We start from the raw sequence: 15,356 nt of genomic DNA, 5'->3' as shown, positions 1-15,356 counted from the left end.
GCCGAATCTATCCGGAAATCGCCTGCGACGATCAGCTGGTCGTCGAGCACCCGCGCCATCGCCATGCTCTCGGCCACGAACCACGCCTCCGCCCGCCGGGCGATCTCCTCCTCGCCGGCCGCGAGCTCCACCCGGACCAGTGCCGAGGTCAGGCGGCGGCCCGGGGCGCGTGCCAGCCAGTCGGAGGGAAAGCCCGACAGCCCCTCGCGGAACGGCGGCTCGGAGGGGCCGTCACTCAGGATCATGTAGCTGACGAACTCGGTATGGCTTTCCCATTTCAGGGTATGACGCCCGATACGCCCGAAATAATGGGTCGCGCCGGGCTGCGGATGCGGCGCGCCGTGCCGGTCCAGAAGCGCGATCAGATGCTCCATATCCGCCGCGCGATCGCGCGCCGCCGCGCCTTCGGGCCGCTTGATCGCCAGATAGGCGGCGGTCGAGGGCGCGCGCATCGACGGGAACGGGCGCGCGTGCAGCTCGTTCGCAAGGCGATAGCGCAGCGGGTGGTCTTCGATCTGCGGCATGGGGCGCGGTCTCCGGGGGCGGTTTGGCGCAGGGTAACGCGGGCACCCCTTTAGTAAAACTGATTTTTGGTGTCAAACCAAGGATTTACGAGGATACAACGGTATACCGCACAGGGGTTGGGCATCTCTGGCCCTTGGCTCGATGCGCTGGCGCGGAATCAAGCGCGAAGCCCGCCGCGCCCGGTCGCGTCGGCGTTGGTGCGGCGTATCGCATCCTCCTCGCAGTAAAAAAGGGCGCTCCCGGTGGGGAACGCCCTTTCCAATCTTCGCTACCGCAAGGCTCAGTCAATCTTGGGCAACAGGCTCGACATGCTGTCCTTGGCGTCGCCGTAGAACATGCGGGTGTTGTCCTTGAAGAACAGCGGGTTTTCGATGCCCGAATACCCGGTGCCCTGCCCGCGCTTGGACACGAAGACCTGCTTCGCCTTCCAGACCTCCAGCACCGGCATCCCGGCGATGGGGCTGTTGGGGTCGTCCTGCGCGGCGGGGTTCACGATGTCGTTCGAGCCGATGACGATCACCACGTCGGTGTCGGGGAAGTCCTCGTTGATCTCGTCCATTTCCAGAACGATGTCATAAGGCACCTTCGCCTCGGCCAGCAGCACGTTCATGTGCCCCGGCAGACGGCCCGCAACCGGGTGGATGGCGAAACGCACCTCCTTGCCCTTGTCGCGCAGCCGCTTGGTCAATTCGCTGACGGCCTGCTGCGCCTGCGCCACCGCCATGCCGTAGCCGGGCACGATGATCACCGAATCCGCATCGTCCAGTGCGCCGGCCACGCCGTCGGCGTCGATGGCGATCTGCTCGCCCTCGATTTCCGCGGCCGGGCCCTGCGTGCCGCCGAAGCCGCCCAGGATTACGCTGACGAACTTGCGGTTCATCGCCTTGCACATGATGTAGCTCAGGATCGCACCGGAGGACCCGACGAGCGCGCCCGTGACGATCAGCAGATCGTTGCCGAGGGTGAAGCCGATGGCCGCGGCCGCCCAGCCCGAGTAGGAGTTCAGCATCGACACCACGACCGGCATGTCGGCACCGCCGATGCCCATGATAAGGTGCCAGCCGATGAAGCCCGCGATCAGGGCGGTCAGCACCATCGTCCAGATGCCCGCGCCGCTGAAATACATCAGCCCCAGGATCACGCAGAGCGCCAGCGCCGAGGCGTTCAGGATATGCCCGCCGGGCAGTTTTTCGGGCTTGCCGCTGATGCGTCCGGCGAGCTTGCCGAAGGCCACGACCGACCCGGTGAAGGTTACCGCACCGATGAAGATGCCGAGAAAGACCTCGACCTTGAGGATGCTGATTTCCACAGCGTCCTTGGCGGCCAGCTTGGCGGAAAACCCGGTCAGGCCGGACAGGTCGCCGCCGCTGGCAACCAGCGTCTTGACGGCGCCAAGCTCGATGTCGGCGTTCAGGCCGATGAAGACGGCGGCCAGCCCGACAAAGCTGTGCAGCGCCGCAACGAGCTGCGGCATCTCGGTCATTTCGACCCGGCGCGCGACCTCATAGCCCGCATAGCCGCCGACGGCGATGGCCGGGATCAACAACCAGTAGTTGCCGATGCCGGGCCCCGCCATCGTGGCGAGAACCGCCAGCGCCATGCCGACGATGCCGTACCAGACGGCGCGCTTGGCCTTTTCCTGGTTGGAAAGCCCGCCAAGCGACAGGATGAACAGAATGGCCGCAGCAATATAGGCGGCAGAAACGATACCAATGGACATGTCTGGCGCCCCCTCAGGATTTCTGGAACATGGCGAGCATCCGGCGCGTCACCAGGAAGCCGCCGACAATGTTGATCGAGGCGATCAGAACCGAAATCGTGGCAAGGATCACCACGATCCAGCTGGTCGAGCCGATCTGCAACATCGCCCCAAGCACCACGATCCCGGAAATCGCGTTGGTCACCGCCATCAGAGGCGTGTGAAGCGAGTGGCTGACCGACCAGATCACCTGGAAGCCGACGAAACAGGCCAGCGCGAAGACGATGAAATGCGCCATGAAGCTTTCGGGCGCAAAAGCCCCCACGATCATCAGCAGCACCGCGCCGCCTGCCAGCAGGCCCACCTGCTGACGCGTGGCCTGTTGAAAGGCCGCGACCTCCGCGGCGCGCTTTTCCTCCGGGCTGGGTTCCTTGACGGCCTCGCGCTTAGGCGCGGCGGCAATGGCCTTGACCTTGGGCGGCGGCGGCGGAAAGGTGATTTCCCCCGCACGGGTCACGGTCGCGCCCCGGATCACGTCGTCGTCCATGTCGTGATCGACCTTGCCGTCCTTCTCGGGCGTCAGATCGGTCATCATGTGGCGGATGTTGGTCGCGTAGAGCGTGCTGGCCTGGGTGGCCATGCGCGACGGGAAATCGGTGTAGCCGATGATCGTCACGCCGTTGTCGGTGACGATCTTTTCATCCTTGACGGTCAACTTGCAGTTGCCGCCCTTCTCCGCCGCCAGATCGACGATCACCGACCCCGGCTTCATCGCCGCGACCATGTCCTCGGTCCACAGCTCGGGCGCATCGCGCCCGGGGATCAGCGCGGTGGTGATGACCACGTCCATCTCGGGCGCCAGTTCGCGGAACTTGGCCAGCTGCGCCTCGCGGAATTCGGGCGAGGAGACAGAGGCGTATCCGCCCGAGGACGATCCGTCCTTCTGCTCTTCCTCGAAATCGAGGTAGACGAATTGCGCGCCCATCGATTCGACCTGCTCGGCCACTTCGGGGCGCACGTCGAAGGCATAGGTGATCGCGCCGAGGCTGGTCGACGTGCCGATCGCCGCCAGACCGGCCACGCCGGCCCCCACGATCAGCACCTTGGCCGGCGGCACCTTGCCCGCGGCGGTAATCTGCCCGGTAAAGAAACGGCCGAAGTTGTTGCCCGCCTCGATCACCGCGCGGTAGCCCGCGATATTGGCCATCGACGACAGCGCGTCCATCTTCTGCGCGCGGGAGATGCGCGGCACCATGTCCATCGCGATGACGGTGGCGGACTGGGCCTTGCACAGCTCCAGCAGCGCCTCGTTCTGGCCTGGCCAGAAGAAGGAGATCAGCGTCTGCCCGTCACGCAGGCGGCGCGCCTCGTCCTCCGACGGGGGCTGCACCTTGGCCACGATGTCGCATGCGGACCAGAGCGCATCGGCGCTGTCCAGAACCTCGACGCCGGCGTCGCGATAGGCCGAATCGGAAAACCCCGCCTTCGCACCCGCGCCGGTTTCCACCGCACAGGCGTGCCCGAGTTTTTGTAGCTGAAGTGCGGAATCGGGCGTCATGGCAACGCGTGCCTCGCCCTTCGCAATTTCCTTCGGTGCCCCGATTTTCACGTCTTGTTTCCCTCTATGTCGTACATCTGACCGCTCCCGGTTCATTTTGTGCAAGCTCTCTCTATCATCGCGCAACAATATATCGCAATGGACAGGATGGCGCGGCCCGGACATAAAATGTCGCATCCGAGGGTTTCGGCCGCGACGGCGCAGGCGGCCCCGGAATGCCGTTTTCCGGCCCGCACACCTTGTACCGCAGGGTGCGCGCATCTTCATCGCCTTGCACGCGGCGTCGCCTTTGGGCAGTCTGCGCCGATACCCGAGGAGGCAGCAGACTTGACCGATTTCACCGCGACCAGGGCGATGTTCGACCTGCCCGAAGGCATCATCTACCTTGACGGAAACTCGCTGGGCCCGCTGCCGCGCGCGACGCCGGGCCGGGTCGAGCGGGCCATCCGCGACGAATGGGGCGCGCATCTGATCACGGCCTGGAACAGGGATGGCTGGATGGACATGCCCGCGCGTCTGGGCGACCGGATCGGCAGGCTGATCGGCGCCGAGGCGGGCAGTGTCGTGTTGGGCGACACGCTGTCGATCAAGGTCTATCAGGCGCTTGCCTCGGCGCTGGAGCTGCGCCCCGACCGCCGCGTGATCCTGAGCGACACCGGCAATTTCCCCTCCGATCTCTATATGGCCGACGGGCTGGTGCGCACGCTTGGCGACGGCTACAGCGTCAAGACCGTGGCGCCCGAGGACGTGGCGGCCCATATCGACGGCTCGGTCGCGGTGCTGATGCTGACCGAGGTTGACTACCGCACGGGGCGCCGTCACGACATGCCCGCGCTGACCGCGCGCGCCCATGCGGCAGGCGCGCTGGCGATCTGGGATCTGGCGCATTCTGCCGGGGCACTGCCGGTCGAGGTTGCATCGGGCGGTGCGGATTTCGCGGTGGGCTGCACCTACAAATATCTCAATTCCGGGCCTGGAGGACCTGCCTTCATCTATGTGCCCCCCCGCCACGCCGACATCGCGCGGCCTGCCCTTTCGGGCTGGCTGGGGCATGAAGCGCCCTTCGACTTCGACCCTGCCTACCGCCCCGGCGCGGGTCGCGAAAGGATGCGGGTGGGCACGCCGCCGGTGTTGCAGATGGCCGCGCTGGAGGCCGCCCTGGACGTCTGGGAACACGCCGACATCCATGCCGTGCGCGCCTGTTCGCTGGCCCTGAGCGAACGCTTCATCGCCGAGGTCGAGGCCCGCTGCCCCGACCTGGCGCTGGCCTCGCCGCGCGACGGCGCGGCACGCGGCAGTCAGGTCTCGTTCCGCCACCCCGAGGGCTACGCAATCATGCAGGCGCTCATCTCGAACGGCGTGATCGGCGATTTCCGGGCGCCCGATATCCTGCGTTTCGGCTTCACCCCGCTCTATATCGGCGAGGCGGAGGTGCTGGGCGCGGTCGATGTGCTGGAACGGATCATGAAGGAACGGCTTTGGGACTGCGACGACTTCAGGAAACGCTCTCGCGTGACGTGACGCGGCCGCGCGGGGTCAGGGTGCGGCCCTACCGTCCCGGCGACGAGGCCGCGCTTTACGAGATCTTCTACCGGGCGGTGCATGAGGGCACCGGGCTGTTCTACGACGCGCGGGAACGCGCGGCCTGGGCGCCCGATGAGGCGCCCGGCCCAGATTGGGCCGAGCGGCTGAACCGGCAGATCACGCTGGTCGCGGCGCACGGGCGCAGGCCCCGGGGCTTCATGGCGCTGGGGCACGACGGCCATCTGGATTTCGCCTATGTCGCGCCCGAGGCGATGGGGCGCGGCGTGGGCGATCTGTTGCACGCGCATCTGCTGAGGGAGGCGCAGGCGCGCGGGATGGCCGTCCTCGACACCGGCGCGAGCCATCTTGCCCGGCGCTTTCTGCTGCGCCACGGCTGGCGACAGGTGGCGCGCCAGTCGGTGCCCCGTCAGGGCGTGGCGCTGACGAATTTTCGCATGGAACTTGTCCTGACCGGCTGAGGGGCCGCGGGGCGGGCAGATGGGCAGACGATCGGAAAGCCCCGCCTGCGGGCCCGGTGGGGCGCGGCGCGGGCCGGATGGACAGCAGGTTGGCGCGCTCGGGACCCATCGTGCATATGCACCGTCCGCCTCGCGCGCGCGCCTTCGGTCGAGGAAAACTAGCGATGCCACAGCCTGCGGGAACGTGCGGGGGCCGCTCACGCCTGCCCCGGCCGGTCCGTTCAGGCGTTCGGGTGTTCAGCTGTTCTCAGGCCGAGCGCAGCGCCCTCGCGGGGCGCTCTCCGCGCCGCCATGCGCGGGCGGCCTCGCCGAAGGCCTCGAACAGCGGCCGCGACACCGGGTCATGCGCCGCGTTCCATTCCGGGTGCCATTGCACCCCCAGCAGGAAACCGGGCGCGTCCTTGAGGTAGATCGCCTCCGGCGTGCCGTCGGGGGCGTGGCCGTCGATCACCACGCGCGGCCCCGGCACCATGATCCCCTGCCCGTGCAGCGTGTTGGTCAGAACCTCATCCCGGCCCATCAGCCTGGCGAAGGGCCCGTCGGGGGTGAAGATCACCTTGTGGCGCAGCTCGAACTTTTCGGCCAGCGTGCCGTCGGGCGGCATCCGGTGGTTCATGCGGCCCGGAAGGTCCCGGATTTCCGGGTGGAGCGTGCCGCCCATCGCCACGTTGACCTCCTGAAAGCCGCGGCAGATCGCCAGCACCGGCTGGCCCGCCTCGACGCAGGCGCGCACCAGCGGCAGGGTGATCCGGTCGCGCGGGCGGTCGAATGCGCCATGCGCCTCGGTCTCGGCCTCGCCGTATTCCTCGGGGTGGACATTGGGTCTGCCGCCGGTCAGCAGAAAGCCGTCGCACACCTGCATCAGCTCCTCCGCCGAGGTATAGGCGGGGTCCGCCGGGATGATCATCGGAATGCCGTCCGCCACCTGCGCGACCGCGTCCGAGTTCAACGAACTTCCGCCGTGGGCGGGGTATTCGTCATTGATCATGAAACTGTTGCCGATGATCCCGATGACGGGTCTGGTCATGCTGGCTCTCCGATGCTGGTACATCACAGATACAACGCCCGAGGCCGCTGGAAAAGGGCTGCGTGGGCCGATCCCGCGCACAGGGGATGCGCGCAGCCCATGCGTGCAACTCCTGCGGGCGCGCCCCGCAGGCCCGCCCGCCGCCGCGCGGCATGATCGGGGGCCGCAGGTCGAGCGGGGGCGCGGATCTGCCGATGCGCGGCGCGCGGGGCGCGCGGATCAGTCCCGCGCGGCCTTCAGCTGCTGCCTGCGGGCATGGAGCACCGGCTCGGTATAGCCCGAGGGCTGCGCGCGCCCCTTGAAGACCAGATCGCAGGCCGCCTGAAAGGCGATGCCGTCGAAGCCCGGCGCCATCGGGCGATAGGCCGGATCGCCCTCGTTCTGGCGATCCACCACGGCGGCCATCTTTTGCATCGCCCCCATCACCCGCGCGTCGTCGACCACGCCATGATGCAGCCAGTTGGCCAGCGCCTGGCTGGAGATCCGGCAGGTGGCGCGATCCTCCATCAGGCCGACGTCGTGGATGTCGGGCACCTTGGAACAGCCGACGCCCTGGTCGATCCAGCGCACCACATAGCCCAGGATGCCCTGCGCGTTGTTCTCGATCTCGTCGGTGATCTCGGCCTCGGACCATGTGCGGCCTTCGGCCAGCGGGATCGTCAGCAGATCGTCGAGGCTGCCGCGCGGCCCGGCCGCGGCCAGCTCCTGCTGGCGCGCCTTCACGTCGACCCGGTGGTAATGCGTGGCGTGCAGCGTGGCGGCGGTGGGCGACGGCACCCAGGCCGTGTTGGCGCCCGCCTGCGGATGCTCGATCTTGGCCGCCAGCATCTCCGCCATGCGGTCGGGGGCCGCCCACATGCCCTTGCCGATCTGCGCGCGCCCGCGCAGCCCGCAGGCCAGGCCGATGTCGACGTTGCGATCCTCATAGGCCGCGATCCAGGCGGTGTTCTTCATCTCGCCCTTGCGCACCATCGGCCCCGCTTCCATCGAGGTGTGGATCTCGTCGCCGGTGCGATCGAGAAAGCCCGTGTTGATGAAGGCCACCCGGTGCTTCGCCGCGCGGATGCATTCCATCAGATTGGCGGAGGTGCGCCGCTCCTCGTCCATGATGCCGAGCTTGACGGTATATTGCGGCAGGCCCAGCGCCTGCTCCACCCGGGTGAAGATCTCGTCGGCAAAGGCGACCTCCTCGGGGCCATGCAGCTTGGGCTTGACCACATAGACCGACCCGGCGGCGGAGTTGCGCGGCGCGTCCTCCGCGCGCTTGAGGTCGTAGATCGCGATCAGCGTGGTGCACATCGCATCCAGCAGCCCTTCGGGGATCTCGTGGCCCTCGGCGTCGAGAACGGCGGGCGTGTTCATCAGATGACCCACGTTACGGACCAGCATCAGCGCGCGCCCCGGCAGACGCAGCCTGCCGCCGCCCGGCGCGTCGAATTCCAGATCCGGGTTGAGACGGCGGGTAAAACTGCGCCCGCCCTTCTGCACCGTCTCGGCCAGATCGCCGCGCATCAGCCCCAGCCAGTTGCGATAGGCCAGCACCTTGTCCTCCGCGTCGACGGCCGCGACGCTGTCCTCGCAATCCATGATGACCGAGATCGCGGCCTCCAGCCGCACGTCGGACACGCCCGCGGGATCGTCTTTGGCGACCTCAGTGTCCTTGAATTCCAGGATCATGTGCAGGCTGTTGTTGCGCAGCACGATCTTTTCGGGGGTCTCCCCGGCCCCTGCCCAGCCGACCAGCTTTTCGGGCTGCGCCAGCGGCTGCTCGCCCTGCGCGGTGCGCGCCACCAGCGCGCCGTCGCGGACCGCGTAGCCGGTCGCATCGGCGTGGGAGCCCTGCGCCAGCGGCGCGGCCTCATCGAGGAAATGCTTGGCCCAGGCGATCACCAATGCGCCCCGTTCCGCGTCATAACCCCCTGCGGGCGCCGCGCCCTGGCCCAGCGCATCGGTGCCGTAAAGCGCATCATAGAGCGACCCCCACCGCGCATTGGCCGCGTTGATCGCATAGCGTGCGTTCGTGATCGGCACCACCAGCTGCGGGCCGGGCACATCGGCGATGGCGGCGTCGATGTTGTCCGTCTCGATCATGAAATCGTCGCCCTCGGGCACGAGATAGCCGATCTGCTCCAGAAAGCCGCGATAGGCGCCGTGATCGTGCGGCCTGTCGCGGTGCGCGCGGTGCCATTCGTCGATCTCGCCCTGCAACGTCGCGCGCCGTTGCAACAGCCTGCGGTTTTCCGGCCCCAGATCCGCGACGATCCCGGCCAGCCCGGACCAGAACGCGTCGGCCTCGATCCCCAGCCCCGGCAGGACGTCCGCCTCGATGAAATCGCTCAGTGCGCGCGCGACGTTCAGGCCGCTCTTATTCGTTCTCTCCGTCATTCCCCGATCTCCTCGTCCTGAACCGGCACGACCGCTTGGCATCCCACGGTATACCGTTTTGTGATTTGGTTAGGGAGATAGGTAAAAATTGAGCGATAGGCAACACGACTCCCCGCACCGGGGGCCGGTGCGGGGAGGATTTCACGATCGGGTCGAGCCTTGCGGGCGCAGCGATGCGGCGCTACGCGCCGGACGCGGCACCGGACAGCGCCCTCAGTTGGCGGAGTTCGTCACCGGCGCGACCGGGGCTGCCGGAGCGGGAACAGTCTGCGCCGGACCCGTCGCGGCCGGGGCCTGCGGCGGCGTCACAGCATCGGGATTGCCGCTGCCGTCGGTGGTGTTGGTCGTCGTGGTCGACGGCGGAACCTCGGACGGCGTCGCCGCATTGCCGGGATCGATCTCGACCTGTCCGGTGCGGTCGTCGATCTGGCGCACGGGTTCCTGCGGCTGATTGCCGTTGGCAAAGACCCAGATCGCCAGCCCCGCCAGCAGGACCAGCGCCACAAGAACCGAGAACCCCATGCCGAGAAGGGCCGGACGGTGTTGTTTTTCCTGTGTTTCGACATTGGTATGAGGTGCAGACATAACGTGCCTCGCTTTCATGGTACGCTCTCCCAGAGCCTGCTTGCGCCCCGGGGTTCATGGACCTAACGTCCGCCCGAAAGTCAAAGTTCCGACAAAAGGGGTAACGGCGATGGCACTCGACCAAAGCGGCACGATCTACCTGGCAGATTACACCCCTTTCGGGTTCTTGATCGACGGGGTCGATCTGACCTTCCGGCTGTCGCCCTCGGCCACGCGGGTGCTGGCGCGCATCAGCTTCCGCCCCAACCCCGCCGCGTCGTCGCGCGAATTCTTCCTGCACGGCGAAGCGCTCGAGCTGATATCCGCGCGGATCGACGGGCAGCCCGTGCACCCGACGCTCACCGCCGAGGGGCTGCGCGTCGACGTGCCCGACGCGCCTTTCGTCTGGGAAAGCGAAGTGCAGATCGACCCGGCGGGCAACACCGCGCTCGAAGGTCTCTACATGTCGAACGGCATGTATTGCACGCAGTGCGAGGCCGAGGGTTTCCGCAAGATCACCTATTACCCCGACCGCCCCGACGTGATGGCGACCTTCAAGGTGCGCATCGAAGGCACGGCGCAGGACACCCCCGTCATGCTGTCGAACGGCAACCCCACCGCCCAGGGCGACGGCTGGGCCGAATGGGACGACCCCTGGCCCAAGCCTGCCTATCTCTTCGCGCTGGTGGCGGGCGATCTGCGCGCGGTGTCCGACAGCTTCACCACCCGCTCGGGGCGCGAGGTGGCGCTGAACGTCTGGGTGCGCCCCGGCGACGAAGGCAAATGCGACTTTGCCCTCGATGCGCTGAAACGCGCGATGAAATGGGACGAGGACACCTATGGGCGCGAATACGACCTGGACCTGTTCAACATCGTCGCGGTCGATGATTTCAACATGGGCGCGATGGAGAACAAGGGGCTGAACATCTTCAACTCCTCCGCCGTGCTGGCCAGCCCCGACACGGCGACGGATGCGAACTACGAGCGGATCGAGGCGATCATCGCCCATGAATATTTCCACAACTGGACCGGCAACCGCATCACCTGCCGCGACTGGTTCCAGCTGTGCCTGAAGGAAGGGCTGACCGTGTTTCGCGACCAGCAGTTCACCGGCGACATGCGCTCGCCCTCGGTCAAGCGCATCGACGACGTGCTGACCCTGCGCGGCCGCCAGTTCCGCGAGGACAACGGGCCGCTGGCGCATCCCGTGCGCCCCGACCGCTATGTCGAGATCAACAATTTCTACACCGCGACCGTCTATGAAAAAGGCGCGCAGGTGATCGGGATGCTCAAGCGGCTGGTGGGGGATGCGGCCTATTACAAGGCGCTCAACCTCTATTTCACGCGCCACGACGGCCAGGCCTGCACCATCGAGGACTGGCTGAAGGTCTTCGAGGACACGACCGGGCGCGATCTGTCGCAATTCAGACGTTGGTACACCGACGCGGGCACCCCCCGCCTTGCGGTGCGCGAGACCTTCGAGGGCGGCCGCCTGACGCTGAGCCTGCGCCAGGAAACGCCCGCCACCCCGAACCAGCCCGACAAGCCGCCGCGCGTCATTCCGGTGGCGGTGGGCCTGCTGTCGTCCGACGGCAACGAGGTGCTGCCGACCACCCTGCTGGAGATGACCGAGCGCGAGCAGAGCTTTCATTTCGACGGCCTGGCGGAACGGCCCGTCACATCGCTGCTCCGCGATTTCTCGGCCCCGGTGATCGTGCAGCGCGACCGCGACGCGGGCGAACTCGCGTTCCTGCTGGCGCATGACACCGACCCGTTCAACAGATGGGAAGCGGGCCGGGCATTGGCAAAGAGCGTGCTGATGCGCATGGTCACCAACGACAACCCGCCGATGGCGGAATACCTCGACGCGCTGGAAAAGGTCGCGGCCGACGACACGCTCGACCCCGCCTTCGTGGCGCTGGCGATGCGCCAGCCCGGCGACGACGACATCGCGCAGAGCCTGTTCGACGCGGGCGTGGCCCCCGACCCGATCGCGATCCACGCGGCGAGCGAACGCCTGTCGCAGGCGCTGGCGCAGGGCATGGCGACGCTGCTGCCGCAGATCTATCAGCGCACGACCGTCTTCGGCCCCTATTCGCCGCGCGCGCGGGATGCGGGCAATCGCGCGCTGCAACAAGCGGCGCTCTGGCTGATCACCCGGCTCGACAAGGGCAAGCTGGCCGCGCGTCAGTTCCAGCAGGCTGACAACATGACGCTGCAACTCGGCGCGCTGTCCTGCCTGCTGTCGGTGGGCAGGGGCGAGGCGCAGGTCGCGGCGTTCTACAAGCAATGGCACCACGACCGGCTGGTTCTCGACAAATGGTTCGCGCTTCAGGTGTCGCACGCCCTGCCCGACCGCGCGGCCGACCTTGCCGCGGCACTGTCGCGCCACCGGGATTTCGAGATGCGCAACCCCAACCGCTTCCGCTCCGTCTTCGGGGCGCTGGCGATGAATGCGGCCGGGTTCCATGACCCCTCGGGCGCGTCCTATCGGCTCATGGCCGACCATCTGATCAAGCTCGACGCGCTGAACCCGCAGGCGGCCGCGCGCATGTCGACCGCCTTCGAAACCTGGCGCCGCTATGACGCGGACCGCCAGCAGCTGATGCAGCAGGCGCTGCGCCGGATCGCCGAGGCCCCCGGCCTGTCGCGCGACACCGGCGAGATGACGCGCAGGCTGCTGGAGGGCTGAGCACCGCAGGAACCTTCGCCACAGCCACCCGTTGGTCCAGCCTGGGAAACAGCTAGGAGATGACGGATGACCGACATTGCAGACGCGAAGATCCTGATCATGGCGACCGACGGCTTCGAGCAATCGGAGCTCGAAGTGCCGCGCGACAAGCTCAAAGAGGTCGGCGCCACGGTGCATGTCGCTACCCCCGACGGTGCCGACATCATGGGCTGGGACAAGAAGGACTGGGGCCGCAAGGCCACCTCCGACAAAAGCCTGGAAGACGTGTCGATCGACGATTACGAGGCGCTGGTGCTGCCCGGCGGGCAGATCAACCCCGACATCCTGCGCACCAAGCCCGCCGCGGTGCAGATCGTGCGCGATTTCGTCGCTTCGGGCAAGGTCGTGGCCGCGATCTGTCACGGCCCTTGGATGCTGATCGAGGCCGACGCGGTCAAAGGACGCAAGGTGACCTCATGGCCCTCGCTCCAGACCGATCTGCGCAACGCGGGCGGCGAATGGGTCGATCAGCAGGTCGTCACCGCCAACGGCATCGTCACGAGCCGCAAACCGGACGACCTCGACGCCTTCGTGAGCAAGATCATCGAAGAGCTGCGCGAAGGCCGCCACCACCGCGACGCGGCCTGACCCGCCGCACAAGGCAAGGGGCGCGCTTCGCCGCAGCCGAACATTCCGCCCGACGATCAGGGGCCCGCGGTCGATGCCGCGGGCCCTTTTCCTTTTCGACATCGCGGAAGGGGAAGCCGTCAGTCTCCGCCATCCTGCTTGGCGCGCACGCGCTTGCCATAGGTCGCCACCCGCCACAGGTAGAACGCGACAAGTCCGATCACCACGGCGGTGGATATCGGGTTCATATATTGCTCCACCTTGTCGTATTGCGATTGCAGCACATAGCCCAGCAGCGTCAGGAACGCGGTCCAGACAGCGGTGCCCAGGGCGCTGTAGAGCAGGAATTTGCCCAGCGGCATCGGCGCGACCCCGGCGGGCACCGAAATAAAGGTGCGAATCGTCGGCACCAACCGGCCGAACAGGACCGCCGCAGCTCCGTGCCGGTTGAACCAGTCGCGCGCGGACTCGAGCTCATCGGGGGTGACCGTCAGCCAGCGCCCGTGGCTTGCCGCCAGACGTTTCAGCCGCGCCATGCCGACCTTCTGCCCGATCCAGTACCAGAAATACGCCCCCAGCAACGACCCAAGGGACCCCGCGACGATCACCGCGACCAGATTCATGCTGCCATTGGCGGCGTTGAACCCGGCAAGCGGCATGATCAGCTCCGATGGGATGGGCGGAAACAGGTTTTCCAGAAACATCAGCGCCGCGACACCGAACAGCCCGCCCGCGTCAATCAATCCCGTGATCCAGTCAAACATGCGCCGTCCTTTGCAAAACCCTCGTCCCAGACCAAGCCGCAACGGGCGCGGCAGGTTCCCCCGCCGCGCCCGCATCGCGCTTCATTGTGGAAAAAATATCCTCGCCGAAGGCAAGGCGTTGCCCCTTCGGGCAATGCCTATCGGGCGCGCGACGGCGCGCCGTTCAGGCGCTGCAATAGCTCTGGCGGCGCGTCCATTGCTGCATGTCCCGGCGCTTGCGGCTGCTGTGGAACGGCCCCCAGTCGGCGGCGACCCCGCGCGAGCCCGCGGAAATCACCCCGTCGCGCAGCACCGTGCGCGCCATGATGCGCACGGCGCAGCGCAGGTTCGCCGCCCCGTTCTTGAGCGCGCCGACCGTCCGCGCCTTGCAGCCGTAGGCGCGTGCGGTGGCGGGTGCGATCTGCACCAGACCGATCCAGCGCCCACCGCCGCCCGCGGCATCCGGGCGCCACGTGCTTTCGTGCTTGGCCAGCGATGACAGCAGCCCGGTCCAGAAGGCCTGGCGTTCGCGCCGCGAGGCGGTGGGATAATTCGGGCAATAGGTTGCGATGTCCGCGGGCACGAAGTCAGGCAGCGCCGCGCCATAGGTCGACAGCGCCGACATCGTCGCGCCGGTCCAGATCTTCCCCTCGGGACGGTGATCCCAGCGCATCACCAGATCCGGCGCCTCGGCCGCTTCGGCTTCCAGCGCGTCGGGCCTGGGCACCGGCTTGGAGGAGGAAAGCCCCGCGCTGTCCGGCGGCACGGCGCAGGCGGCGAGAAACAGCAGCGTCGACATCAGGGCGAGGCGGGGCAACGGGAAACGGGAGAGTCGGCGGCGTTCGGTCATGAGCGGTCTTCACATTCTGCACCGGGTCGGGCCCGGCGCCCAAAGACTGCGTGGATTCTGGCTTTCGCGCAACAGTTCCGGAAAATCTTCGGCGGCTTCCCGCGGAGCACGCATGGCGGGCGCCCCCTTGTCCGCGCCGCGCGCGTGACCTAGAACGCGGTGCGCGACGCTGACAGGATACCGATATGCTCGATCTTAGCTATGAAGCCCCCAAGCCCAAGGTGATCGCGGGCGCCAAACACGACTGGGAACTGGTGATCGGGCTGGAGGTGCACGCGCAGGTCGCCTCCAACGCCAAGCTCTTCTCGGGCGCCTCCACCCGCTTCGGCGCGGAGCCCAATTCCAACGTGGCCTTCGTGGACGCGGCCATGCCCGGTATGCTGCCCGTCATCAACGAATACTGCGTCGCGCAGGCGGTGCGCACCGGGCTGGGGCTGAAGGCGCGGATCAACCTGCGCTCGGCCTTCGACCGCAAGAACTACTTCTACCCCGACCTGCCGCAGGGCTATCAGATCAGCCAGCTCTACCACCCCATCGTGGGCGAGGGCGAAGTGCTGGTCGACATGGCCCCCGGCATCGCGCGCCGCGTGCGGATCGAGCGCATCCACATGGAGCAGGACGCGGGCAAGTCGATTCACGACATGGACCCCAACAACTCCTTCGTCGATCTCAACCGCACCGGCGTGGCGCTGATGGAAATCGTC

General features: G+C 67.2%; 12 protein-coding genes and 1 pseudogene. 5 read left to right on the top strand and 8 right to left on the bottom strand.

Annotated elements, in window-relative coordinates:
- The 3 genes from ACU0BR_RS14565 to ACU0BR_RS14555 form a co-directional block, all read right to left on the bottom strand.
- A partial coding sequence (locus ACU0BR_RS14565; protein ID WP_446157556.1) for a DUF3422 family protein occupies positions 1-524 on the bottom strand: 524 nt, incomplete at its 3' end.
- Between the two features lie 281 nt (positions 525-805).
- Complete coding sequence (locus ACU0BR_RS14560) at positions 806-2,245, bottom strand: NAD(P)(+) transhydrogenase (Re/Si-specific) subunit beta (RefSeq protein WP_446157555.1); 1,440 nt, start codon at positions 2,243-2,245, stop codon at positions 806-808.
- A 13-nt stretch (positions 2,246-2,258) separates the two neighbouring features.
- Positions 2,259-3,833, bottom strand: a complete 1,575-nt coding sequence (locus ACU0BR_RS14555; RefSeq protein ID WP_446157554.1) for a Re/Si-specific NAD(P)(+) transhydrogenase subunit alpha — start codon at positions 3,831-3,833, stop codon at positions 2,259-2,261.
- 276 nt (positions 3,834-4,109) lie between these two features.
- On the opposite strand from ACU0BR_RS14555, the gene kynU reads away from it, so the two are divergent.
- Entirely contained in the window at positions 4,110-5,303 is a 1,194-nt protein-coding gene (gene kynU, locus ACU0BR_RS14550) for a kynureninase (protein ID WP_446157553.1), read from the top strand.
- Positions 5,261-5,785, top strand: coding sequence for a GNAT family N-acetyltransferase (locus ACU0BR_RS14545; protein ID WP_446157552.1), 525 nt, complete (start codon positions 5,261-5,263; stop codon positions 5,783-5,785). The genes kynU and ACU0BR_RS14545 overlap by 43 nt, the downstream gene beginning before the upstream one ends.
- A 247-nt stretch (positions 5,786-6,032) precedes the next feature.
- On the opposite strand, the gene ACU0BR_RS14540 is transcribed toward ACU0BR_RS14545, so the two are convergent.
- The 3 genes from ACU0BR_RS14540 to ACU0BR_RS14530 form a co-directional block, all read right to left on the bottom strand.
- Positions 6,033-6,812, bottom strand: coding sequence for a gamma-glutamyl-gamma-aminobutyrate hydrolase family protein (locus ACU0BR_RS14540; protein ID WP_446157551.1), 780 nt, complete (start codon positions 6,810-6,812; stop codon positions 6,033-6,035).
- A 219-nt stretch (positions 6,813-7,031) separates the two neighbouring features.
- On the bottom strand, positions 7,032-9,197 hold the full coding sequence (locus tag ACU0BR_RS14535) for a malate synthase G (RefSeq protein ID WP_446157550.1): 2,166 nt from the start codon (positions 9,195-9,197) through the stop codon (positions 7,032-7,034).
- Between the two features lie 213 nt (positions 9,198-9,410).
- Positions 9,411-9,782 carry a hypothetical protein gene (locus ACU0BR_RS14530; RefSeq protein WP_446157549.1) on the bottom strand — a complete coding sequence of 124 codons (372 nt, stop codon included), beginning with the start codon at positions 9,780-9,782 and terminating at the stop codon, positions 9,411-9,413.
- 109 nt (positions 9,783-9,891) lie between these two features.
- Here ACU0BR_RS14530 and pepN point away from each other — a divergent pair, with 109 nt between their 5' ends.
- Both pepN and ACU0BR_RS14520 read left to right on the top strand, forming a co-directional pair.
- Entirely contained in the window at positions 9,892-12,453 is a 2,562-nt protein-coding gene (gene pepN / locus ACU0BR_RS14525) for an aminopeptidase N (protein WP_446157548.1), read from the top strand.
- Positions 12,454-12,519: 66 nt separating this feature from the next.
- Positions 12,520-13,080: a type 1 glutamine amidotransferase domain-containing protein gene (locus tag ACU0BR_RS14520; RefSeq protein ID WP_446157547.1), complete on the top strand. Its 561-nt coding sequence runs from the start codon at positions 12,520-12,522 to the stop codon at positions 13,078-13,080.
- A 119-nt stretch (positions 13,081-13,199) separates the two neighbouring features.
- On the opposite strand, the gene ACU0BR_RS14515 is transcribed toward ACU0BR_RS14520, so the two are convergent.
- Complete coding sequence (locus ACU0BR_RS14515; RefSeq protein ID WP_446157546.1) at positions 13,200-13,823, bottom strand: DedA family protein; 624 nt, start codon at positions 13,821-13,823, stop codon at positions 13,200-13,202.
- 163 nt (positions 13,824-13,986) lie between these two features.
- Positions 13,987-14,652, bottom strand: coding sequence for a transglycosylase SLT domain-containing protein (locus ACU0BR_RS14510; protein ID WP_446157545.1), 666 nt, complete (start codon positions 14,650-14,652; stop codon positions 13,987-13,989).
- Between the two features lie 185 nt (positions 14,653-14,837).
- Between ACU0BR_RS14510 and gatB the strand changes: the two are divergent.
- Positions 14,838-15,356 (top strand): annotated as a pseudogene (gene gatB, locus ACU0BR_RS14505) (Asp-tRNA(Asn)/Glu-tRNA(Gln) amidotransferase subunit GatB); the annotation flags it as partial.

This window comes from Brevirhabdus sp. (assembly GCF_052826345.1).
Note: the sequence above shows the minus strand (reverse complement) of the source record. Positions and strands in the feature narration are given on the sequence as shown.

What these genes read in the sequence shown, in the direction of transcription:
- ACU0BR_RS14540 (WP_446157551.1), bottom strand. Translation starts at nt 6,812, where the DNA reads ATGACCAGACCCGTCATCGGGATCATCGGCAACAGTTTCATGATCAAT.
- ACU0BR_RS14560 (WP_446157555.1), bottom strand. Translation starts at nt 2,245, where the DNA reads ATGTCCATTGGTATCGTTTCTGCCGCCTATATTGCTGCGGCCATTCTG.
- ACU0BR_RS14535 (WP_446157550.1), bottom strand. Translation starts at nt 9,197, where the DNA reads ATGACGGAGAGAACGAATAAGAGCGGCCTGAACGTCGCGCGCGCACTG.
- pepN (WP_446157548.1), top strand. Translation starts at nt 9,892, where the DNA reads ATGGCACTCGACCAAAGCGGCACGATCTACCTGGCAGATTACACCCCT.
- ACU0BR_RS14530 (WP_446157549.1), bottom strand. Translation starts at nt 9,782, where the DNA reads ATGTCTGCACCTCATACCAATGTCGAAACACAGGAAAAACAACACCGT.
- ACU0BR_RS14520 (WP_446157547.1), top strand. Translation starts at nt 12,520, where the DNA reads ATGACCGACATTGCAGACGCGAAGATCCTGATCATGGCGACCGACGGC.
- ACU0BR_RS14515 (WP_446157546.1), bottom strand. Translation starts at nt 13,823, where the DNA reads ATGTTTGACTGGATCACGGGATTGATTGACGCGGGCGGGCTGTTCGGT.
- ACU0BR_RS14510 (WP_446157545.1), bottom strand. Translation starts at nt 14,652, where the DNA reads ATGACCGAACGCCGCCGACTCTCCCGTTTCCCGTTGCCCCGCCTCGCC.